Genomic DNA, 20477 nt, shown 5'->3' on the forward strand with positions numbered 1-20477 from the left:
CATTTCTACCGGGTTGTGGAGGTCGACTGGTATTCGCCCCCGCTTTTGGCGACCTCCAGCACGGGCATATAGCAGGTGCGCTGGGCGTTGTGACGTGTCAGGATTACGTTCTACTTATCAAAACGGACAGGAGAACCGCTTGCGAGACCAGGAGAACTTCGTCCCTGTCGAGGACGAGTTCGACGATGTCACCACCGGCGAGCTGGACCTGTCGGAGCGGCAGTCTCTCCGGCGCGTCCCAGGCCTCTCCACCGAGCTCAGCGACGTCACCGAGGTGGAATACCGCCAGCTGCGGCTGGAGCGGGTGGTCCTGGTGGGCGTCTGGACCGAGGGCACGGTGACCGACGCGGAGAATTCCCTGACCGAGCTGGCCGCGCTCGCCGAGACGGCGGGTTCGCAGGTGCTCGAAGGGCTGATCCAGCGTCGTACGCGACCCGACCCGGCCACCTACATCGGTCGCGGCAAGGTCGACGACCTCGGCGCGGTGGTGCTCTCCACCGGCGCCGACACGGTCATCTGTGACGGCGAGTTGTCCCCGTCGCAGCTGCGCAACCTGGAGCAGCGCACCAAGGTCAAGGTCGTCGACCGCACGGCGCTGATCCTCGACATCTTCGCCCAGCACGCCAAGAGCAAGGAAGGTAAGGCGCAGGTCGAGCTGGCCCAGCTCGAATACCTGCTGCCCCGGCTGCGCGGTTGGGGTGAGACGCTGTCCCGCCAGACCGGTGGTTCCGGTCGCGGCGGCGGCGCCGGCGGCGGTGTGGGTGTCCGTGGTCCCGGTGAGACCAAGCTGGAGACCGACCGGCGGCGCATCCGCCACCGCATCTCCCGGCTGCGTCGCGAGATCAAGAGCATGAAGACGGTACGCGTCACCAAGCGTGCCCGTCGTACCCGCAACTCGGTGCCCGCCGTGGCCATCGCCGGCTACACCAACGCCGGCAAGTCCAGCCTGCTCAACCGACTGACCGGCGCGGGCGTCCTGGTGGAGAACGCGCTGTTCGCCACGCTGGACCCGACGACCCGCAAGGCCACCGCCTCGGACGGGCGGCTCTACACGCTCTCCGACACGGTCGGCTTCGTACGGCACCTGCCGCACCAGATCGTCGAGGCGTTCCGCTCGACGCTGGAGGAGGTCGCGGAGGCCGATCTGGTGGTGCACGTCGTCGACGGCACCCATCCGGATCCGGAGGAGCAGGTGCGGGCGGTGCACGAGGTGCTCGCCGAGGTGGGCGCGGACCGGCTCCCCGAGCTGCTGGTGGTCAACAAGACCGACGCCGCCGACGAGGACACGCTGCTGCGGCTCAAGCGCCTCTGGCCGGACGCGATCTTCGTCTCGGCGCACTCCGGTCGGGGCGTCGACGGGTTGCGCGCGGCGATCGAGGAGCGGCTTCCGCAACCCGCCGTGGAGGTGCGGGTCGTCCTGCCGTACGACCGGGGGGACCTCGTGTCCCGGGTGCACCGTTCGGGCGAGGTGCTCAGCACGTCGCACCTGGCGGAAGGCACTCTGCTGCACGTCCGGGTCAGCGCGGCGCTCGCCGCCGAGCTGGCGCCGTACGACGTGGCGCCCAAGGGCGAGGCGGTCGGCAGCCGGCCTTGAGCGGCCCCGGCGTCATCCATCGGAAACGCGCGGCATGCGACACTGGCCGAATGCGCCGCGTTGTTTCCTCGGTCACGGTTGCCCTCGGCCTGTTCGGGGCAACCGTGGCGCTGGCCGGAGTCGCCGTAGCCGCTCCCGCTCCCGTGTCATCCCAGCCGCTCGCCGCGGTCGCCGGCAAGAAGCGCTGTACGGTCACCGACGAGCGCCTGCGGGAGCTGTCCGGCCTGGTCGCGACCAAGAGCGGTTACATCGTCATCAACGATGGCACCGAGGTCGACTCGCGGAAGCGGATCTTCTTCCTCGACAGCAAGTGCAAGGTCGCCAAGGATGCGGTCCGCTACTCGGGTTCGGGGCCGTTCGACACCGAGGATCTCGCCGTCTCGCCGAAGGGCGACACCCTGTGGATCGGTGACATCGGCGACAACGCCACCAGCAAGGAGCGGCGGACGCGGATCGCGGTCTGGACGATGCCGATCGCCGGTAACAAGCAGCCGGTGCTGCACCGGCTCTCCTACCCGGAGAACAAGCCCCGTGACGCGGAGGCGCTGCTGGTGGGGGCCGACGGCCTGCCACTGATCATCACGAAGGTGGCGAAGGGCAACTCGGAGATCTTCACCCCGTCGGCGAAGCTGAACAACGGCGACACCCCGCCGGTGCCGATGAAGAAGGTCGGCGAGATCAAGCTGCCGAAGACCACCACCGAGAATCCGCTGAGCGTCTACGGGCGGCTCGCGATCACCGGCGCCGCCCGATCGCCGGATGGCACCCGCGTCGTCGTCCGTACCTACGCGGACGCCTTCGAGTACGACGTCACCAACAACGACATCGTGGGAGCGCTCACCACCGGTAAGCCACGGGTGACGGCGCTGGCCGACCCGTTCGGCGAGGCGATCTCCTACACCCCGGACGGCAAGTCCTTCGTGACGGTCTCCGACGCCGGTCAGTTCGCCGCCGACGAGCCGGTCGACATCCTGAGCTACACGCCGTCCACCAGCGCGGCCGAGCCGTTGGCGGCGACCGCGGGCGACAAGCCGGCGGCCAAGAAGTCGTGGATGGACGGGCTCAGCTTCACCGATATCACCTATCTGGTGGGCGCGGTCGGCGTACTCGGTCTGCTGCTCGTCGGCGCCGGCATCTTCGGCATCGTGCGCGCCCGCCGTCGACCGCCCGCCGCCGACGATTCGGCGGACGACGCCGACGACCGCGCTGGCACGCCCGGGGCCGACCGTGTTCCGCCGGGCGGCGGCCGTCCCAACGCCGGCGTGTACGGCGGCGCAGCAGCCAGCGGCGGGGTCTACGGCGGCTCCGGCCGGGGTGGTCCCGCTCCCGCTGGCGGTGCTGTCTACGGCGGCGGAGGCGAACGCCCCAGCGGCGGGGTGGACGTCCGGCCGGTGCCGGGGGTGGGCGTCCAGCCGGCCCGGCAGGAGGCAGTTATGGCGCTGCCCGGCCCGGTGGGGGTGGCGGCGCTCCGGCCGGCGGGGGTGTGTACGGCGGCGGCCGTGCCGGCGGTCCCGGAGGGGCCGGCCCGGTGGCGGTGGTGGCCGGCCGGGCGGCGGTGTGTACGGCGGCGGTGGTCAGCCCGGCGGCGGTCAGCCCGGCGGTGGTCGAGCCGGTGGCGGTCGGGCCGAGCCGCCGCGCCGCGGTGGGCAGGAGCCGGACTACCGGGCTCAGCGGCCCGGTCGCCGACGTGACGATGACGCGCCCGTCGACCCGTACGGGCAGTATCCCGGCGGCGGTCGTGGCCCTCGGGGCGACCGCTACTGACGCGATCGGCGTCACCTGGCCGCACTGCGACGGTCCTGCCGGATTGCCCGGTCAGCAGGGGGCGAACAGTCGAGCGACGCGGGTGAGCGCCGACGGCACCCACCCGCGTGTCGGTCAGATCCGGCGGAGTACCGCGACGACCCGGCCCATGATGGTGGCGTCGTCACCGGCAATCGGGTCGAAGGCCGGGTTCTGCGGCATCAACCAGACGTGCCCGTCCCGGCGACGGTAGGTCTTGACGGTCGCCTCGCCGTCGAGCATGGCGGCCACGATCTCACCCGAGTCGGCGGTCGGCTGCTGTCGTACGACGACCCAGTCGCCGTCGCAGATCGCCGCGTCGAGCATCGAGTCGCCCTTGACCTGGAGCATGAAGACCTCGCCCTCGCCCACCAGCTCGCGGGGGAGAGGGAAGATGTCCTCCACGGCCTGTTCGGCGAGGATCGGTCCACCGGCGGCGATCCGGCCGAGCATCGGCACGTACGCCGGGGTGGGCCGTTGGGCGCGGGACAGCTCGTCGTCGATGGCTTCGCTGGGCGCGCGGACGTCCACGGCGCGCGGTCGGTTGGGGTCGCGTCGCAGGAAGCCCTTCTTTTCCAGCTCCTTGAGCTGGTAGGCGACGCTCGACGGGGACACCAGGCCGACCGCCTCGCCGATCTCCCGGACGCTCGGCGGGTAGCCGTGCCGCTCCACCCAGTTGCGGATGAATTCCAGGATGCGGCGCTGGCGGGCGGTCAGGTCGACCGTCGCCGGGTCGGGGAAGGCGCTGACCACCGGTGTGACCGGGCGCACGGCGGGCTGACCCGTCCGGCTGCGCGCGGCGGTGCGGCGTCGGGTGGCCGGCGGGCCCGCCTCGGTAATCTGCTGCGGGCTCTTCGGCCGGCTGGCCCGGTCCTCGGTCACGTCCGTCCTCCCTGGTCGGCGCTGGGTGCCTCGTCGGCTCGTGGTGCGTGCGGTTGTTCCTGACCGTATAGGTGAGATCGGTCATTTTCAAACATCTGTACGACCTCTCACCGGCGTGTCGGGGTGAAAAACCACTCTCCTCGTACGGATGTTCTGATAAATGGTACGTCGAGTAGCACGCGTGTTCGATTGTTGGCCGATTCCGGTCGCGCTCTGGGTGGGTGGCCGGTAACCCGGGCGGGGTGTCGGCGTTGGTCTCGCGGGGGGTGGACGACGCCGATGGTCCGTGACGCGCCGGACACGCCGGTCAACTTGACCCGGGTTCGTCGGCGACATACCGTCGACCCCTAGATGTAGTAGTGACACGGGCGTAAGTTGCCCACAGGTTGGGTCTGACTACCGACCGCACTCCCGTAGGGTCGATCACAGCGGGCGCCATGAGCGCATGGCACCGTTGCGGCGGCCTGTGCCCGGGTGTGTCCGGTACGACGCGATTGATCATGATTAGGGGGTCCGCGATGCGGTGTCCGTACTGCCGGCACGCCGATTCCCGGGTGGTCGACTCGCGGGAGGCCGACGACGGTCAGCTCATCCGACGGCGGCGTTCCTGCCCGGAGTGCGGCAAGCGGTTCACCACGGTCGAGGAGGCGGTCCTCGCGGTCGTCAAGCGCAGCGGGGTGACCGAGCCGTTCAGCCGCACGAAGATCATCGGCGGGGTGCGCAAGGCGTGCCAGGGCCGGCCGGTGGACGACGACTCACTCGCGCTGCTCGCGCAGCGGGTGGAGGAGACGGTCCGGGCCAAGGGGGCCGCCGAGATCCCCAGCCACGACGTGGGCCTGGCGATCCTGGGCCCGCTGCGCGACCTGGACGAGATCGCCTACCTGCGGTTCGCCAGCGTCTACCGCTCCTTCGACTCGCTCGCCGACTTCGAGCGCGAGATCGAGACGCTGCGGGCTGCGGCGCGAGCCCGGGAGCAGGGTCGGGCCGACGCGGTCGAGGCCGCCGGCCGTGCCAACTGAGACTTCACTGTTTTTCCGAGAGATCAGGACGCGCGGTGGGTGACCGCGCAGACGAGGGGGGCGACGGCGTGACAACGAGCCGTTCACGGAACAAGGCAGGCGCGGGGCTGAAGATCGAGCGCGTGTGGACGACGGAGGGGGTCCACCCGTACGACGAGGTCTCGTGGGAGCGCCGGGACGTCGTGATGACGAACTGGCGGGACGGCTCGATCAACTTCGAGCAGCGGGGCGTGGAGTTCCCGGAGTCGTGGAGCGTCAACGCGGCGAACATCGTCACCACGAAGTACTTCCGGGGCGCGGTGGGGACCCCGGAGCGGGAGTGGTCGCTCAAGCAGCTCATCGACCGGGTGGTGAGCACGTACCGCACCGCCGGCGAGGAGTACGGCTACTTCGCCAGCCCGGCCGACGCCGAGATCTTCGCGCACGAGCTGACCTGGATGCTGCTGCACCAGGTGTTCAGCTTCAACTCGCCGGTCTGGTTCAACGTCGGTACGCCGTCGCCGCAGCAGGTCAGCGCCTGCTTCATCCTGGCCGTCGACGACTCGATGGACTCCATCCTCGACTGGTACAAGGAGGAGGGGCTGATCTTCAAGGGCGGCTCCGGCTCCGGCGTCAACCTGTCGCGCATCCGCTCGTCCCGTGAGCTGCTCTCCTCCGGCGGCAACGCCTCCGGCCCGGTCAGCTTCATGCGTGGCGCGGACGCCTCGGCCGGCACCATCAAGTCCGGCGGTGCCACCCGGCGCGCGGCCAAGATGGTCATCCTCGACGTGGACCACCCGGACATCCAGGAGTTCGTGGTCACCAAGGCGCGCGAGGAGGACAAGATCCGCGCGCTGCGCGACGCCGGGTTCGACATGGACCTCGGCGGCTCCGACATCGTCAGCGTGCAGTACCAGAACGCCAACAACTCGGTCCGGGTCTCCGACGAGTTCATGTCGGCGGTCGAGAACGGCAAGGGTTTCGACCTGCGCGGTCGGCTGGACGGCGCGACGATCGAGACCGTCGATGCCAAGAACCTCTTCCGTGCCATCTCCCAGGCCGCCTGGGAGTGCGCCGACCCGGGCCTGCAGTACGACGACACGATCAACGACTGGCACACCTGCCCGGAGACCGGGCGGATCACCGCGTCGAACCCGTGCTCGGAGTACCTGCACCTGGACAACTCCTCGTGCAACCTGGCTTCGCTCAACCTGATGAAGTTCCTCCGCGCCGACGGTGGCTTCGAGGTGGAGAAGTTCGTCAAGTCCGTCGAGTTCGTCATCACCGCGATGGACATCTCGATCTGCTTCGCCGACTTCCCGACGGAGAAGATCGGCGAGACGTCGCGGGCCTACCGGCAGCTCGGCATCGGCTACGCCAACCTCGGCGCCCTGCTGATGGCCACCGGTCTGCCGTACGACTCGGAGCAGGGCCGCTCGGTCGCCGCCGCGATCACGTCCCTGATGACCGGTACCGCGTACCGGCGCTCGGCCGAGCTGGCCGGGGTCGTCGGCGCGTACGACGGCTACGCCCGTAACGCCGAGCCGCACAAGCGGGTCATGCGCAAGCACGCCGCCGCCAATGACGAGATCAAGCCGACCAGCCCGGTGGCGACCGCGATCGTCCGCGAGGCGACCAAGCAGTGGACCCAGGGCAACAAGATCGGTGACAAGAACGGTTGGCGTAACGCGCAGGCCAGCGTCCTCGCCCCGACCGGCACGATCGGCTTCATGATGGACTGCGACACGACCGGCGTGGAGCCGGACCTGGCGCTGGTCAAGTTCAAGAAGTTGGTCGGCGGCGGCTCGATGCAGATCGTCAACCAGACCGTGCCGCGCGCCCTGCGCAGCCTCGGCTACCCCGAGGAGCAGGTCGAGGCGATCGTCGAGCACATCGCCGATCACGGCCACGTGGTGGACGCCCCCGGCCTGAAGCCGGAGCACTACCCGGTCTTCGACTGCGCGATGGGTGAGCGGACCATCGCCCCGATGGGCCACGTGCGGATGATGGCGGCCATCCAGCCGTTCGTCTCCGGCGCCATCTCCAAGACGGTCAACATGCCGGAGGCGGCCACCGTCGAGGACGTTGAGAAGATCTACTTCGAGGGCTGGAAGCTCGGCCTCAAGGCCCTGGCGATCTACCGGGACAACTGCAAGGTCGGCCAGCCGCTGTCGGTGGCCAAGAAGAACAAGGCCACCGAGCCGGCCGCCGTCGAGACCACGACCGCCGCGCCGGCCGCGGTGGAGAAGGTCATCGAGTACCGGCCGGTGCGCAAGCGCCTGCCGAAGAAGCGCCCGTCCGAGACGGTCAGCTTCTCCGTCGGTGGTGCCGAGGGTTACCTGACCGCGTCGTCCTACCCGGACGACGGCCTCGGCGAGGTCTTCCTCAAGATGTCCAAGCAGGGCTCGACCCTGGCCGGCGTGATGGACGCCTTCTCGGTGGCCATCAGCATCGGCCTGCAGTACGGCGTGCCGCTGGAGACGTTCGTCAGCAAGTTCACCAACATGCGCTTCGAGCCGGCCGGCATGACCGACGACCCGGACGTGCGGATGGCGGCCTCGGTGATGGACTACATCTTCCGTCGCCTGGCACTGGACTTCCTGCCCTACGAGCGCCGCGCCGAGCTGGGCATCTTCACCGCCGGTGAGCGGGCCGCCCAGTTGCGGGCCGAGGCCGACGCGGAGGCCGCCGCCGTCACCGGTGCGGACCTCACCGCCATGGCGTCCTCCGCGCCGGTGGAGGCTCCGGCCAAGACCGAGGCGGTCGCCCAGCCGGCCCAGGAGATGGCCGACGTGGCCGCCGCCAAGCCGGTGACGAGCGTGGGTTCCAGCACCGAGCTGCTGGAGGCCGTGATCGGCAAGGCCGCCGACGCGCCGCTCTGCTTCACCTGCGGTACGAAGATGCGCCCGGCCGGTAGCTGCTACGTCTGCGAGGGCTGCGGCTCCACCAGCGGCTGCAGCTGACGTACGCCCCAGCGCTGCCCCGGCCTCCTTGGTGGAGGTCGGGGCAGCGCTGTTTGCGAGGCTCAGTTCCGGTTCGGGAGATGTCCGCGAAGTTGGGCGTTGTCAGCCGAATTCGATCTCCACCAGAGGGCTTCCGGCGATCCAGCTTCCCAAGCTTCCGGCCCAGTCCAGGGTCGGAACGATCTCGCCGAGCACGAGTGCCCGCTCGTCCGGGTCGGTCACGGGACGCCCCCGCACCTGCACCTCCAGGCCGGCCAGATGCAGCGTGAACTCGGGATGCGCGAGTACGTTGGCGTACCAGTCACGCGCCCCCGGGCTCCCCGTGAGCCAGTAGCGGCCGCCGGCTTGGTAGCGCCATATCTCCGTCCTTCTCGGCTGACCGCTCCGCCGCCCGGTCGTCGTGATGTCCACAGTGCGCTGCCGCTCCAGCGCCTGTCGCGTGTCGTTCAGCACCGTCATGCACCCATGCTCGGACCTTGAGCGAACTTGAGGTCAAGGCGGTGGGCACGGAGGTTAGTTGCCGGCCGGGGAGATGCGTGTCGGCAGTTACGGGCCAACGGCGCGACAGTCGAGTCGGTGATCTGTGCGATCGACCGCGAGCAGGGCGGGCGGGAGAATCTGGCCGCCGAAGGGTTGCGGTTGCGCGCCGCCCTGACCCGTCGCGATCTGGAACTCGCCCTGCCGGGCTGAGTGGCCTGACAAGCCGGCTGCGTGAGCCAGTTCCTGCTCAGAACACCGGCACGATCATCTGATGCTGACCAGTCGCAGCAGCTCGGCCACGACTGGTCAGCATCAAGGGATCATGCCGAGGGGCGCTGCCCGCGCGCCGTCCATCGCGCCCGCCACGGCAGACGGCACGACGCCGACCACCATACCGGTCGCCACCGCGGCGAACGCCCAGCTCGTCCACTGTCTGCGCACTGGCTCCACTCCCCGGATCCGCTGCTGCCGGCCGTGCCTGGCGACCGTCCACCCTGCCTGGTGAGCCGGGCGCGGTGGCGGCTGAACGGGTCGTGGAATCCGGGCGAATGATCGTGGAATGTGCCCCGACCGATCCGAGGGGGGGTCAGGGCTGGGCGAACAGCGGACCGTAGTTCGAGCGGAACATCTGCTCACCGAGGCGGCGCATCACCAGGTCGCGCAGCGCGGGCGGGAGGCCGGTGGCCTTGTCCCGGCGGTGGGTCTGGCTGAGCACCCAGTTGGTGCGGGGGCGTCGCCGCGCCTCGTACCCCCGTAGCGCCTCGGGGAGGGAGTCGGCGGCGGCCAGCGACGAGGCGAGCACGACCGCGTCCTCCAGCGCCATCGCCGCGCCCTGGGCCATGTTCGGCGAGGTGGCGTGGGCGGCGTCGCCGATCAGCAGCACCGGCCCGCGGGTCCAGGAGTCGAGGACGACCTCCTGGTTCGGGCCGGCGTGCAGGGTGCTGTCGTCGTGGTCGAGGGCCTTGAGCATGGTCGCCGCCGGCTCGGTGAACGACGCGGCCACGTCGTCGCGCCAGCCCGGCCGGTCGGCCACCGGGCCGTCGTTGTAGTAGCAGTACGTGTGCTCGGCGCTGATCGGGATGGTCAGGAACTGCCGGCCCCGCCCCAGCTGCACCGACCAGAACGGCTCGTCGTCGATCCGGGGAGCGACCCAGCGGTACGCGTACTGGCCCAGGTCGCGGGCCGCCTGACCGGCGAAGGCGAGCCGGCGCACCGTCGAGTGCACCCCGTCCGCGCCGATCACCAGGTCGTACCGTCCGGTGCTGCCGTCGTCGAACTCGACGGCGACCCGGTCGCCCTCCGGGTCGAGCGCGACCGGGTGGCGACCCCAGCGGATCGGGGCGTCTCCGACGCCGGCCGCCAGGGCCCGGTGCAGTCGCGCCCTCGGCAGCGACACGCACGGGCCGACGCCCTGCCACAGCGCGGTCACGTCGATGTCGAAGAGGCGACGTCCCTGCTGGTTGGCGCTGCGCTGCCGGGTGATCTCCACGGCGACGTCGGCGACCGGCTCGCGCAGCCCGAGGACGTCGAGCATGCGGGTCGCGTTGCCGGTGAGGTAGATGCCGGTGCCGGAGTCGGTCGGCCCGGGTGCCCGCTCGACCACGTCGACCGTCGCGCCCCACGGACGCAACGCGGCGACCGTCGCCAGCCCGGCGATGCCCCCGCCGACGATGAGTACCCGGACATTGTCACCCCGCACGACGTGTTCCCTTCCGCTGCGCCGGCCGGCTGAGCTGCTGCTCAGCGGTTTGGCCGCGGCAGCACTCTAGAAGGTGGGTGAGCCAGCGCACGGGTCCGGGGGCTGAATTTCCGGCCAATGGGCTGCGACGATCAGGGCATGACAACCGCCGAGGCGTACGTCGAGTTCGCCCGCCGCGAGGCGTACGGGGTCTCACCCACGTACGAGCGGCTGTCGTACGCCGTCGCCGACGACCACGCCCTGCTCGCCCTGCTCGACGGGCTCCCGCCGGCTAAGCGCCAGCCGAACCTGCTGTACGGCGTGGTCCGCTGGCTGGGCGGCCCGGTCGACGACCCGACCGCGTTCCACGACTACGTGCTGGCCCACTGGCCGGCAATCGACACCGAGCTGAAGCGCAGGGCCACCCAGACGAACGAGGCGGGCCGGTGCGCGGTGCTGCTGCCGGTGCTCGCCGCGCTGCCGCAGCCCCTCGCCCTGCTGGAGGTCGGCGCGTCGGCCGGGCTGTGCCTCTATCCCGACCGGTACGCCTACCGGTACGGCGAGCACGAGGTCGGCGACGGCGGGCCCGTCCTGGAGTGCGCGGCCAGCGGGTTGGTGCCGCCTGGGCGCGTACCCCAGGTGGTGTGGCGGGCCGGCCTCGACCTGAACCCGCTCGACGTGCGCGACCCCGACGACGTGTCCTGGTTGGACGCCCTGATCTGGCCGGAGCACGCGCACCGGCGGGCCCGGCTGCGCGCGGCGGCGGCGGTCGCCGCCGCCGACCCGCCGCTGCTGGTCCGGGGCGACCTGGTGGACGACCTGCCGGCACTGGCGGCCCGCGCGCCGGCCGACGCGACGCTCGTGGTCTTCCACACGTCCGTGCTCTATCAGGTGCCCGCCGCGCGCCGGGACGCGTTCGTGCGGCTGGTCGGTGAGCTGCCAGGGCACTGGATCGCGAACGAGGCCCCGGAGGTGCTGCCCCACGAGGGGCTACCCGACTCGCCGAACGCGGCGTTGCACAACGTCCTCGCGCTGGACGGCAAGCCGTTGGCCTGGACCCGGGGCCATGGTCAGGCGATGACCTGGTTCGGCTGAGACCGAGCCTCCACCGGCATCCGGACGCGCAGCGCTCGGACGAACCAGCCCACGGCCGGCGCGACCGCGCCCCCACCCGACCAGCCGTTGATCACCGACAGCAGGTCGAGGTAGCGGTCCCGGCGGGGGTCGTTGGCCAGGACCAGCCGGTCCAGCATCCGTCGGCGCAGGTCGGCGTCGTCGGCGAGGCCGTGCAGGCGGGCGTACCGGCCGGTGACCGCCGCGACCACCGGATCGGCCTCGGGCCCAGCCGGATCGAGACCGGCGGCCAGGGCAGCCGCCACCCCGTCCCGGACCAGGGCGACGGCGTCCGGGCGGGGGAGTCCGGGCACCTCGTTGTCGGCGGCGTGCTGGCGGGCGAGCCGCCGCATGCTCGTCCGGAAGGTCGGGTCGCGGCACAGCTCGGCCAGCTCCAGCCACGCCTGCACCTGCTCGGCCGTGGGGTCGTCGGGCAGCTCCGGCGTCATCGAGACGAGCACACCCGGGTACATCGGCGGATCGCCGGTGCAGACGCTGTCCAGGAAGTCGTCCACCAGGTGCGCCCGTTCGTGGGCGGTGAGCTGGGCCAACCGGCGCAGGTCGTCGACCTCCGCCGGGCCGGCCCCGCGCCGTGCGGCGACGGTCAGCACCGCCTGGCGCAGTCGTAACACGCGGATCTGCGCCGCCAAGGCCTGCGCGTGGGTGGCCGCCACCTCGCGCAGGGGTGCCTCGCGGTCCACCACCCGACGGATGGCGGCCAGGTCGACGCCCAGGTCACGCAACGTCCGGACGAGTTCCAGCCGGGCGACCGCCGCGGCGTCGAACAGGCGGTAGCCGGCGGAGCTCCGGTCGGTCGGCGGGACGATCCCGCTGTCGGCGTAGTAGCGGATGGTCTTGACGCTCAGGCCGGTGCGCCGGGCCAGGTCGCCGATCGTGTACCGCTCGTCACCGCTCATGCCCCCACCCTCGCGTCTCCCCCCGGTGGAGACTCAAGCAGACTGGCCCGGTGAGCGGAGAGCGACGACCCCTGGCCGGCCGGCCGCTCACCGAGCCGCACCCGTCCCGCCTGCCGCCCGAGCACCCCGACCGGGCCCGGATCCTCGCCGCGCACGACGCCGCGCTGGCCGCCGGAGAGGCCGGTTACCCCGATCCGGCGACGGGTCTGTTCGTGCTCAGCGCCGCCTTCCTGGCCCGTCGTGGCACGTGCTGCGGACGGGGTTGCCGGCACTGCCCGTACGTGGGCGATCCACCCTCGGAATGAGGACTTCCGCCGGACCCGGACACCCCGTACGGTGTCCGACGGACATCCGGCGGGGCCTCTTCCGCCGTCGGTCGGCGAGAGGGTGGAGCGTGCGCGGGCGGATCGTGGTCGCCGGGCTGGCGGGCCTGCTGGTGAGCGGCTGTGCCGCTGAGGCCGAGCCGGTGGCGGTGCCACCACCGGCGCCGGTGGCGCTGGACGTGGCGGCGGCCTCGTCGGGCGGGGCGTGCCGGCTGCTGGACTTCGCGGTGATCGAACAGATCGTCAAGGTGCGCTTCGACGTGGCGGCGGCCAGCGACCGGAACGACACCCACACCTGCGTGGTCCGGGCCGAGCGCGCGGCGCTGCCGGAGCTGATGCTCAGCGTGTCCGAGACCAGCATCGACAAGACCACCTTCGGCGCGGACGTGGTGCCCGACAAGGCGACGAAGGTCACCGGCCTGGGTCAGCAGGCGTACCGGCGGACGGCCGCCGCGAGCGGCGGGCACGGGCCGGTCGCCGAGGTCGGTTGGCTGGCCACCGACGGCCGACTCGCCACCCTGACCTGGACCGGCGCCCGGGGCGAGCGCACTGCTGCGGACAAGCTGGCCGCTGAGCTGATCGCCGTGGCCAAGAAGGTCGACACCCGGGCGCTGTGACCGCCCGAGTCCCGGTCAGCTGGCGGCGACGAAGACCCGGGAGGCGACCTCGCGGGGCAGCCGTACCCGGTCACCGGAGCGGTCGATCGACACCCCGTCGCGCTCCTGGGCCACGGTGACCGTGGCACCCGGGTCGACGCCGGCGGCGTGCAGCTGGCGCAGCACGTCGGAGTCGGTCTGCACGCTCTCGCAGATCCGGCGGACCACGACCGGCCCGGACAGCCCGGGGAAGGCCAGGTTGCGCTCGCCCTCGCCGGCCTCGCTGGCCGGGGCCCCGGGGGAGCCCAGCTCCTCCAGGCCCGGGATCGGGTTGCCGTACGGCGAGCGGGTCGGCCGGTTGAGCAGGTCGTACACCCGCTTCTCGACGGCGTCGCTCATCACGTGCTCCCAGCGGCAGGCCTCCTCGTGGGCCTCCTCGTAGGGCATCCCGATGACGTTGACGAGCAGCAGCTCGGCGAGGCGGTGCTTGCGCATCACGGCCACCGCGCTGCCCCGGCCGAGCGCGGTGAGCGTCAGGTGCCGGTCGCCCTCGACGGTGAGCAGGCCGTCGCGCTCCATCCGGGCCACGGTCTGGCTGACGGTGGGGCCGCTCTGCTTGAGGCGTTCGGCGATCCGGGCGCGCAGCGGCGGCACTCCCTCCTCCTCCAGCTCGAGGATGGTGCGCAGGTACATCTCGGTCGTGTCGACCAGATCGTGAGACTTCATAAGGTAAGCGGCCCTCCGATGCACGATGCTACCCTGCCGCGCGCCGAGCGACCGCTGCCGAATCGCACCGTGCTGACCCGGATGGTGTTGGATGGTCGCCATGTCCGGTACCGAGGAGCTGCTCGTCGAGGTGGACCGGCTCGCCACCGAACTCGACCACGCCGACCCGCCCACCCTGCTCGACGTCCGCTGGCGGCTCACCGGCCCGCCCGGCCACGACGACTACCTGGCCGGCCACCTGCCCGGCGCGGTCTTCGTCGACCTGGACACCGCGCTGTGCGGGCCGCCCGGCGTCGGCGGCCGGCACCCGCTGCCCGACCCGGGCGCGCTGCGGGGGTGCTGCGGGCCGCCGGCGTCCGTTCCGGTCACCCCGTGGTGGTGTACGACGGCGGCGACGGCCTGGCCGCCGCCCGCGCCTGGTGGACGTTGCGGTGGGTCGGGCACCGGCCGGTGCGCCTGCTGCACGGGGGCTTCCCGGCCTGGGTCGCCGCCGGCCGACCGGTCTCCACCGAAGCGCCCACCCCGCGCCCTGGCGACGTCGAGGTGCGCCCCGGTGCGCTCCCGGTGCTCGACGCCGGGCAGGCCGCCGCCCTGGCCTGCGCGGACGACGCCGTGCTGCTCGACGTGCGCGCGGCGCCGCGCTTCCGGGGCGAGGTCGAACCGATCGATCCGGTCGCCGGTCACGTGCCGGGCGCGGCGAACCTGCCCGCCGGCGAGTACGTGGGCGCCGACGGGCGCTTCCCGGCCGCCGAGGTGCTGCGGGACCGGTTCGCCGCCGTCGGCGTCCAGGGGGCGCGGGAGGTCGGGGCGTACTGCGGTTCCGGTGTCACCGCCGCGCAGGCGGTCCTCGCGCTGCACCTGGCCGGCCGGCCGGACGCCGCGCTGTACGTCGGGTCGTGGAGCAACTGGGTCGCCGACGCGTCCCGGCCGGTCGCCACCGGGCCGACACCAGAGCGCTGACCAGCGCGTGCGACGGGCCGACGACGGTCCTCGTGCGACGATGGGCTCATGTCCGACGACACGGTGGTGGTGTGGGACCCCGCGCTGCTCGCCTACAACCTGGGTGACCATCCGCTCGACCCGGTCCGGGTGGAGCTGACCGTCGCGCTCGCCCAGGAGTTGGGCGTCCTGACCCGACCCGGGGTGCGCGTGGTCAAGCCGGAGCCCGCCGACGACGCCCTGCTGACCCGCGTGCACGACCCGGCCTACCTGGCCGCCGTACGGGCCGCGCCGCGCGACCCGCTGTTCGCCGGGTACGGGCTGGGCACCTCCGACAACCCGATCTTCGAGGGGATGCACGAGTCGAGCGCGTTGATCGCCGGCGCGACGGTTGCCGCCGCGGAGGCGGTCTGGCGGGGAGACGCCCGTCGGGCCGTCAACGTGGCCGGTGGCCTGCACCACGCGATGCCCGCCCGGGCGTCCGGTTTCTGCGTCTACAACGACCCGGCGGTGGCCATCGCCCGGCTGCTCGACCTGGGCGCGGAGCGGATCGCGTACGTCGACGTGGACGTGCACCACGGCGACGGTGTGCAGGACATCTTCTGGGACGACCCGCGGGTGCTCACGGTCAGCCTGCACGAGACGCCGCTGGCGCTCTTTCCCGGTACCGGCTTTCCCGACGAGACCGGCGGGCCGGGGGCCGGGGGCAGCGCGGTGAACATGCCGCTGCCTCCGGGCGTCGACGACGCCGGCTGGCAGCGGGCGTTCCACGCGATCGTGCCGTCGGTGCTGCGCGCGTTCCGCCCGCAGGTGCTCGTCACCCAGTGCGGCGCGGACGGGCACCGGCTGGACCCGCTGGCCGACCTGAACCTGACGGTGGACGGGCAGCGCGCCACCTACCTCGCGCTGCGGTCGCTCGCCGACGAGCTGTGCGAGGGCCGCTGGGTGGCGACCGGCGGTGGCGGGTACGCGCTGGTCGAGGCGGTGCCCCGGGCGTGGACGCACCTGCTGGCCGTGGCGACCGGCGACCCGATCGACCCGGCGACACTCACCCCGCTCGCCTGGCGGGAGTTGGCGGCGGCCCGTCGACCGGGCCGGGAGATCCCGCTGCGGATGACCGACGACGCCGACCCGTCGTACGAGCCGTGGCAGCCGACGGGCGAGCCGAACGCGGTGGACCGGGCCATCGCGGCGACCCGCAAGACCGTCTTCCCGCTGCTCGGGCTCGATCCGTACGATCCGCGGGACTGAGCCGGGCCGTTTCCGGTGACGAATGTGGACCAACCCGCCGACGTGCTGCTCAGCGATGGCAGCACGGTCCAGTTGCGACAGATCGACCCGACGGACGCGCCGGGCGTGGTGGCGATGCACAGCCGGTTCTCCGAGCGCACCCGCTACCTGCGGTACTTCTCGCCGTACCCGCGCATCCCGGAACGCGACCTGATCCGCTTCGTCACGGTCGACCACCACGACCGGGAGGCGTTCGTGGTGCTGGCCGCCGACCAGATCGTCGCGGTTGGCCGGTACGAGCGCCTGGGCCCGCAGGCGCCCGAGGCGGAGGTGGCCTTCGTGGTGGAGGACGCCTTCCAGGGCCGGGGCATCGGCTCGGTGCTGATGGAGCACCTGGCCGACGCCGCCCGGCGCAACGGCATCATGAGCTTCGTCGCCGAGGTGCTGCCGGCCAACGGGACGATGCTGCGGGTCTTCGCCGACTTCGGCTACCAGGTCCAGCGCGCGTACGCCGACGGCGTGGTGCACCTGAGCTTCCCGACCGCCCCGACCGAGGCCACCCTGGAGGTGCAGCGCGGCCGGGAGCACCGCACCGAGGCGCGTTCGATCGCCCGCCTGCTCGCGCCGCGGGGCATCGCCGTCTACGGCGCGAGCGCCACCGGGCAGGGCGTCGGCGCGGCGGTGCTCGGGCACCTGCGCGACGGCGGGTTCACCGGCGCGGTCGTGCCGGTGCATCCGAGCGCGTCCACGGTGGCCGGGCTGCCCGCGTACCCGAGCGCTGTCGACGCCCAGGTGGCGGTGGACCTGGCGGTGGTGGCGGTCCCGCCGGAGGCGGCGACCGCGGTGGTCGCCGACGCGGCCGCCGCCGGCGTGCACGGCCTCGTCGTGATCTCGGCCGGCTTCGCCGAAGCCGGCGGCGAGGGCGCGGCCACCCAGCGGTCGCTGGTCCGCGCGGCCCACGCCGCCGGCATGCGCGTGGTCGGCCCGAACTGTCTGGGCGTGGCCAACACCGATCCGACGGTACGCCTCAACGCCACGCTCGCGCCCGCGCTGCCGCCGGCCGGTCGGGTGGGGATCTTCAGCCAGTCCGGCGCGTTCGGGGTGGCGCTGCTCGCCGAGGCGGACCGGCGTGGCCTCGGCCTGTCCAGCTTCGTCTCCGCCGGCAACCGGGCCGACGTGTCCGGCAACGACCTGTTGCAGTACTGGCAGGACGACCCCGGCACCGACGTGATCATGCTGTACCTGGAGACGTTCGGTAACCCGCGCAAGTTCGCCCGGCTGGCCCGGCGGATCGGTCGCGCCAAACCGGTGGTGGCGCTCGCCTCGCCGGCCCGCCCGCCCGGGGTCGGTGACGCCGCCGGCCCGGACGAGGTGGCGGTGGCCGCGCTCTTCGCCCAGTCCGGGGTGATCCGGGTGGACACGGTGGCGGAACTGCTCGACGTGGGGGTGCTGCTGGCCAACCAGCCCCTGCCCACCGGCGACCGGGTCGGCGTGGTCGGCAACTCGTCGGCGCTGACCGGGTTGGCGGCGAGGGCGTGCGTCGCGCAGGGCCTGACCGTGGCCGACGGCTACCCCCGTGACGTCGGGCCCAGCGCCGGGGCCGCCGAGTTCGCCACCGCCCTCGCCGAGACGGCCGGCGACGACCGGGTGGACGCCCTCGTGGTGGTCTTCGCCCCACCGCTGCCCGGTCAACGCACCGACGTGGACGCCGACGTCACCGCCGCCCTTCCGGCGGCCCTCGCCCTGGGCAAACCGACCGTGGCGACCTTCCTGGTCGGCCGGCTGCCCGCCGGGGTGCCCGCGTACGGCGGCGTGGAGGAATCTGTCCGCGCCCTCGCCCGGGTGCACCGGTACGCGCGGTGGCTGGGCCGCCCGTCCGGCGTGGCACCCGAGCTGCCCCGCATCGACCGGGACGCCGCGCAGGCCGCGCTGCGCGCCGACCCCGTCGACGCGGGGGCGCTGCTGGCCGCGTACGGCATCGGGACCGTGCCGTCGACGCTCGTGGACACGGTCGACGCGGCGGCCGAAGCGGCGGCGCGGGTGGGTCTCCCGGTGGCGCTCAAGGCCGCCGATCCGGGGCTGCGGCACCGGCTCGACCTGGGAGCGGTCCGTCTCGACCTGCGCGACGAGGCCGGCGTCCGCCGCGCGTACACCGAGATGGCCGCCGGCTTCGGCGCGGACGTGCTGGTGCAGCCGATGGTCCCGCCCGGGGTGGCCTGCGTGGTGGAACTGGTGGAAGATCCGGCGTTCGGCCCGGTGGTCGGCTTCGGCCTCGGGGGAGTCGCCACCGACCTGCTCGGGGACCGGGCCTGGCGGGCGGTGCCGCTCACCGACACCGACGCCGCCGAACTGGTGGACGAGCCCCGCGCGGCGCCGCTGTTGCGGGGACACCGGCGCGGCCCTGGCCGACCTGCTGCTGCGGGTCGGTCAGCTCGCCGACGAGCAGCCCCGGGTACGTTCGGTCACCCTCAATCCGGTGCTCGCCCGCCCGGACGGCATCTCGGTCCTGCACGCCCAGGTACGCGTCGGCGGCGTGGCCGCCCGGCCGGACACCGGCCCCCGCCGCCTGTGAGGGCGCGCGTCGGTCAGGCGCGGCTGGAGATCTGCTGCACGCCCCAGGTGTTTCCGTCCGGGTCGGCGAAGAAGACGAAGCCGACATTGTCCAGCGGGTCGGGCACCGGTCGGGGGTTGACGCCCACCACCTGGATCTCGCTGACCCGCACGCCCCGCTCGACCAGCTCGGCGTGGGCCCGCTTCAGGTCGGGCACGACCAGTTGCAGGCCCCTGAGCGAGCCGGGCGGCATCTCCGGGACGACGCCCTTGCCGACCACGATCGAACAGCCGGAACCGGGCGGGGTCAGCTGCACGATGCGCGCGTCGTCACCGATCACGGTGTCGTGGTCGACGGCGAAACCAAGCTGGTCGGCGTAGAAGCTCTTCGCCCGGTCCACATCCGACACGGGCACGATCACGACTTCCAGCGTCCAGTTCACGGGTGGCCTCTCGTCGGGTCTCCAGTCAACCATCGCGGCAAGGGGGAAGGCCCCGGCGAACCGCCAGGGCCTTCCACAACTTCGGGCGCGTCAGCAGGCGTACGCCTCCAGGCGCTGGGCCCGCTCCGGCGCGCGCAGCTTCAGCAGCGTCCCCTTCTCGATCTGCCGGATACGCTCGCGGGACAGGCCGAACTCCCGGCCGACCTCGTCCAGGGTGCGCTGCCGGCCGTCGTCCAGCCCGAACCGGAGCCGGATGACCGCCTGCTCCCGCTGCGACAGCGTGGCCAGCACGACACTCACCTCGTTACGCAGCTCGCCCTGCGCGGCCCCCTCGCCCGGGTCGGTACGCGGGTCCACCGCGGCCACGAAGTCACCGAGCGCGCTCTCCCCGTCGTCGCCGACGGCCTGGTCCAGGCTGACCGGCTCCCGGTCGTACGAGATGAGTTCGATGACCTGGAACTCGGGGATCTCCAGCGCCCGTGCGATCTCCGCGACGCCTGGCTCGCGGCCCAGCGTCACCGCCAGCTCGCGGCGGGCCCGGACCATCCGGTTGACCTGCTCGACCATGTGCACCGGGATACGGATGGTGCGGGCCTGGTCGGCCATGGCGCGGGTGATGGCCTGCCGGATCCACCAGGTGGCGTACGTGGAGAACTTGTAGCCCTTGGCGTAGTCGAACTTCTCCACCGCCCGGATCAGACCGAGGTTGCCCTCCTGGATGAGGTCGAGGAAGGCCATCCCGCGTCCGGTGTAGCGCTTGGCGATGCTGACCACCAGCCGCAGGTTCGCCTCCAGCAGGTGGTCCTTGGCCGCGCGGCCCTCGACGACGATCAGCTCCAGGTCGGCCCGCAGTTCGTCCGAGACCGGAGTGCAGGTGGCGAGCTTCTCCTCGGCGAACAGTCCGGCCTCGACCCGCCGGGCCAGCTCGACCTCCTGCGCGGCCGTCAGCAGCTTCGTCCGGCCGATGCCGTTGAGGTACGCCCGGACCAGGTCGGTGGAGATGCCGCGCTCGTCGGTGGCGTCCAGGTCGGTGAGGGCCTCGGTCTCGGTGCTGGTGGCCGGGCGCGTCCGGTGTTCCGTCATCTTCGTCTCCCCGTATCCCACGTCTGTGCCGTGTCTCCGGCCCAGTGGTGCCGGTGTGAGACACAGCTTGGCGGGCGGGACGTGAAACGGGAGTGAGCTGATCGCGGACCCGACAGCAATCCCGCAGGATCGCCACAAAAAACTGTCACCAGCCCGCTTGCCGCCCCCCCCCGGGCCCCC

16 protein-coding genes and 2 pseudogenes are annotated in these 20477 nt (G+C 72.3%); 10 read left to right on the forward strand and 8 right to left on the reverse strand.

Annotated elements, in window-relative coordinates; all coding sequences use genetic code 11:
* Window positions 1-139: 139 nt before the first annotated feature.
* Window positions 140-1594 (forward strand): GTPase HflX, encoded by a 1455-nt coding sequence (gene hflX / locus ACQP03_RS08870; RefSeq protein WP_396832515.1) that lies wholly within the window; start codon window positions 140-142, stop codon window positions 1592-1594.
* A 50-nt stretch (window positions 1595-1644) separates the two neighbouring features.
* Window positions 1645-3285, forward strand: coding sequence for a hypothetical protein (locus tag ACQP03_RS08875; protein ID WP_433460790.1), 1641 nt, complete (start codon window positions 1645-1647; stop codon window positions 3283-3285).
* A 187-nt stretch (window positions 3286-3472) separates the two neighbouring features.
* Here the strand turns inward: ACQP03_RS08875 and lexA are convergent, their stop codons facing one another.
* The gene (lexA, locus tag ACQP03_RS08880; protein WP_357393623.1) at window positions 3473-4258 is read right to left on the reverse strand and encodes a transcriptional repressor LexA; all 786 of its coding nucleotides are present in this window, start codon (window positions 4256-4258) and stop codon (window positions 3473-3475) included.
* 518 nt (window positions 4259-4776) lie between these two features.
* On the opposite strand from lexA, the gene nrdR reads away from it, so the two are divergent.
* Together nrdR and ACQP03_RS08890 are read left to right on the forward strand one after the other, a co-directional pair.
* Window positions 4777-5277, forward strand: coding sequence for a transcriptional regulator NrdR (gene nrdR, locus ACQP03_RS08885; protein WP_357122649.1), 501 nt, complete (start codon window positions 4777-4779; stop codon window positions 5275-5277).
* A 35-nt stretch (window positions 5278-5312) separates the two neighbouring features.
* The gene (locus ACQP03_RS08890) at window positions 5313-8219 is read left to right on the forward strand and encodes a vitamin B12-dependent ribonucleotide reductase (RefSeq protein ID WP_357122652.1); all 2907 of its coding nucleotides are present in this window, start codon (window positions 5313-5315) and stop codon (window positions 8217-8219) included.
* Between the two features lie 102 nt (window positions 8220-8321).
* Here ACQP03_RS08890 and ACQP03_RS08895 read toward each other — a convergent pair whose 3' ends face one another.
* From ACQP03_RS08895 to ACQP03_RS08905, 3 genes are all read right to left on the reverse strand, one after another.
* Window positions 8322-8678, reverse strand: coding sequence for a nitroreductase family deazaflavin-dependent oxidoreductase (locus ACQP03_RS08895; protein WP_433460791.1), 357 nt, complete (start codon window positions 8676-8678; stop codon window positions 8322-8324).
* A 333-nt stretch (window positions 8679-9011) separates the two neighbouring features.
* Window positions 9012-9140 carry a hypothetical protein gene (locus ACQP03_RS08900; protein ID WP_433460792.1) on the reverse strand — a complete coding sequence of 43 codons (129 nt, stop codon included), beginning with the start codon at window positions 9138-9140 and terminating at the stop codon, window positions 9012-9014.
* A gap of 145 nt (window positions 9141-9285) precedes the next feature.
* The gene (locus ACQP03_RS08905) at window positions 9286-10398 is read right to left on the reverse strand and encodes an FAD-dependent monooxygenase (RefSeq protein WP_357393619.1); all 1113 of its coding nucleotides are present in this window, start codon (window positions 10396-10398) and stop codon (window positions 9286-9288) included.
* 138 nt (window positions 10399-10536) lie between these two features.
* Here ACQP03_RS08905 and ACQP03_RS08910 point away from each other — a divergent pair, with 138 nt between their 5' ends.
* Window positions 10537-11472: a DUF2332 domain-containing protein gene (locus ACQP03_RS08910; protein ID WP_357122664.1), complete on the forward strand. Its 936-nt coding sequence runs from the start codon at window positions 10537-10539 to the stop codon at window positions 11470-11472.
* Here ACQP03_RS08910 and ACQP03_RS08915 read toward each other — a convergent pair.
* Window positions 11448-12407 carry a MerR family transcriptional regulator gene (locus ACQP03_RS08915; RefSeq protein WP_357393617.1) on the reverse strand — a complete coding sequence of 320 codons (960 nt, stop codon included), beginning with the start codon at window positions 12405-12407 and terminating at the stop codon, window positions 11448-11450. The genes ACQP03_RS08910 and ACQP03_RS08915 overlap by 25 nt on opposite strands.
* Window positions 12408-12457: 50 nt before the next feature.
* Here ACQP03_RS08915 and ACQP03_RS08920 point away from each other — a divergent pair, with 50 nt between their 5' ends.
* On the forward strand, window positions 12458-12712 hold the full coding sequence (locus ACQP03_RS08920; protein WP_357393615.1) for a DUF5522 domain-containing protein: 255 nt from the start codon (window positions 12458-12460) through the stop codon (window positions 12710-12712).
* Window positions 12713-12801: 89 nt separating this feature from the next.
* On the forward strand, window positions 12802-13347 hold the full coding sequence (locus ACQP03_RS08925) for a hypothetical protein (protein WP_357393613.1): 546 nt from the start codon (window positions 12802-12804) through the stop codon (window positions 13345-13347).
* A gap of 15 nt (window positions 13348-13362) precedes the next feature.
* On the opposite strand, the gene ACQP03_RS08930 is transcribed toward ACQP03_RS08925, so the two are convergent.
* On the reverse strand, window positions 13363-14052 hold the full coding sequence (locus ACQP03_RS08930; RefSeq protein ID WP_357393611.1) for a metal-dependent transcriptional regulator: 690 nt from the start codon (window positions 14050-14052) through the stop codon (window positions 13363-13365).
* A gap of 100 nt (window positions 14053-14152) precedes the next feature.
* Here ACQP03_RS08930 and ACQP03_RS08935 point away from each other — a divergent pair.
* From ACQP03_RS08935 to ACQP03_RS08945, 3 genes and pseudogenes are all read left to right on the forward strand, one after another.
* Window positions 14153-15012, forward strand: a pseudogene (locus tag ACQP03_RS08935) (sulfurtransferase).
* A 48-nt stretch (window positions 15013-15060) separates the two neighbouring features.
* Window positions 15061-16242, forward strand: coding sequence for an acetoin utilization protein AcuC (locus ACQP03_RS08940; RefSeq protein ID WP_357393607.1), 1182 nt, complete (start codon window positions 15061-15063; stop codon window positions 16240-16242).
* Window positions 16243-16257: 15 nt separating this feature from the next.
* Window positions 16258-18793: pseudogene (locus tag ACQP03_RS08945) on the forward strand (GNAT family N-acetyltransferase).
* 13 nt (window positions 18794-18806) lie between these two features.
* Here the strand turns inward: ACQP03_RS08945 and ACQP03_RS08950 are convergent.
* Both ACQP03_RS08950 and sigB read right to left on the reverse strand, forming a co-directional pair.
* Window positions 18807-19214, reverse strand: coding sequence for a VOC family protein (locus ACQP03_RS08950; protein WP_357123354.1), 408 nt, complete (start codon window positions 19212-19214; stop codon window positions 18807-18809).
* 90 nt (window positions 19215-19304) lie between these two features.
* The gene (gene sigB / locus ACQP03_RS08955; RefSeq protein ID WP_357122684.1) at window positions 19305-20297 is read right to left on the reverse strand and encodes an RNA polymerase sigma factor SigB; all 993 of its coding nucleotides are present in this window, start codon (window positions 20295-20297) and stop codon (window positions 19305-19307) included.
* Window positions 20298-20477 lie beyond the last annotated feature (180 nt).

The sequence above is a fragment of the Micromonospora sp. CA-248212 genome (genome assembly GCF_050948405.1).
Taxonomy (GTDB): Bacteria; Actinomycetota; Actinomycetes; order Mycobacteriales; family Micromonosporaceae; genus Micromonospora.

Coding starts and splice junctions, on each gene's coding strand:
- ACQP03_RS08875 (WP_433460790.1), top strand. CDS start 1,645: ATGCGCCGCGTTGTTTCCTCGGTCACGGTTGCCCTCGGCCTGTTCGGG.
- nrdR (WP_357122649.1), top strand. CDS start 4,777: ATGCGGTGTCCGTACTGCCGGCACGCCGATTCCCGGGTGGTCGACTCG.
- ACQP03_RS08895 (WP_433460791.1), bottom strand. CDS start 8,678: ATGACGGTGCTGAACGACACGCGACAGGCGCTGGAGCGGCAGCGCACT.
- ACQP03_RS08910 (WP_357122664.1), top strand. CDS start 10,537: ATGACAACCGCCGAGGCGTACGTCGAGTTCGCCCGCCGCGAGGCGTAC.
- ACQP03_RS08915 (WP_357393617.1), bottom strand. CDS start 12,407: ATGAGCGGTGACGAGCGGTACACGATCGGCGACCTGGCCCGGCGCACC.
- ACQP03_RS08930 (WP_357393611.1), bottom strand. CDS start 14,052: ATGAAGTCTCACGATCTGGTCGACACGACCGAGATGTACCTGCGCACC.
- ACQP03_RS08940 (WP_357393607.1), top strand. CDS start 15,061: ATGTCCGACGACACGGTGGTGGTGTGGGACCCCGCGCTGCTCGCCTAC.
- sigB (WP_357122684.1), bottom strand. CDS start 20,297: ATGACGGAACACCGGACGCGCCCGGCCACCAGCACCGAGACCGAGGCC.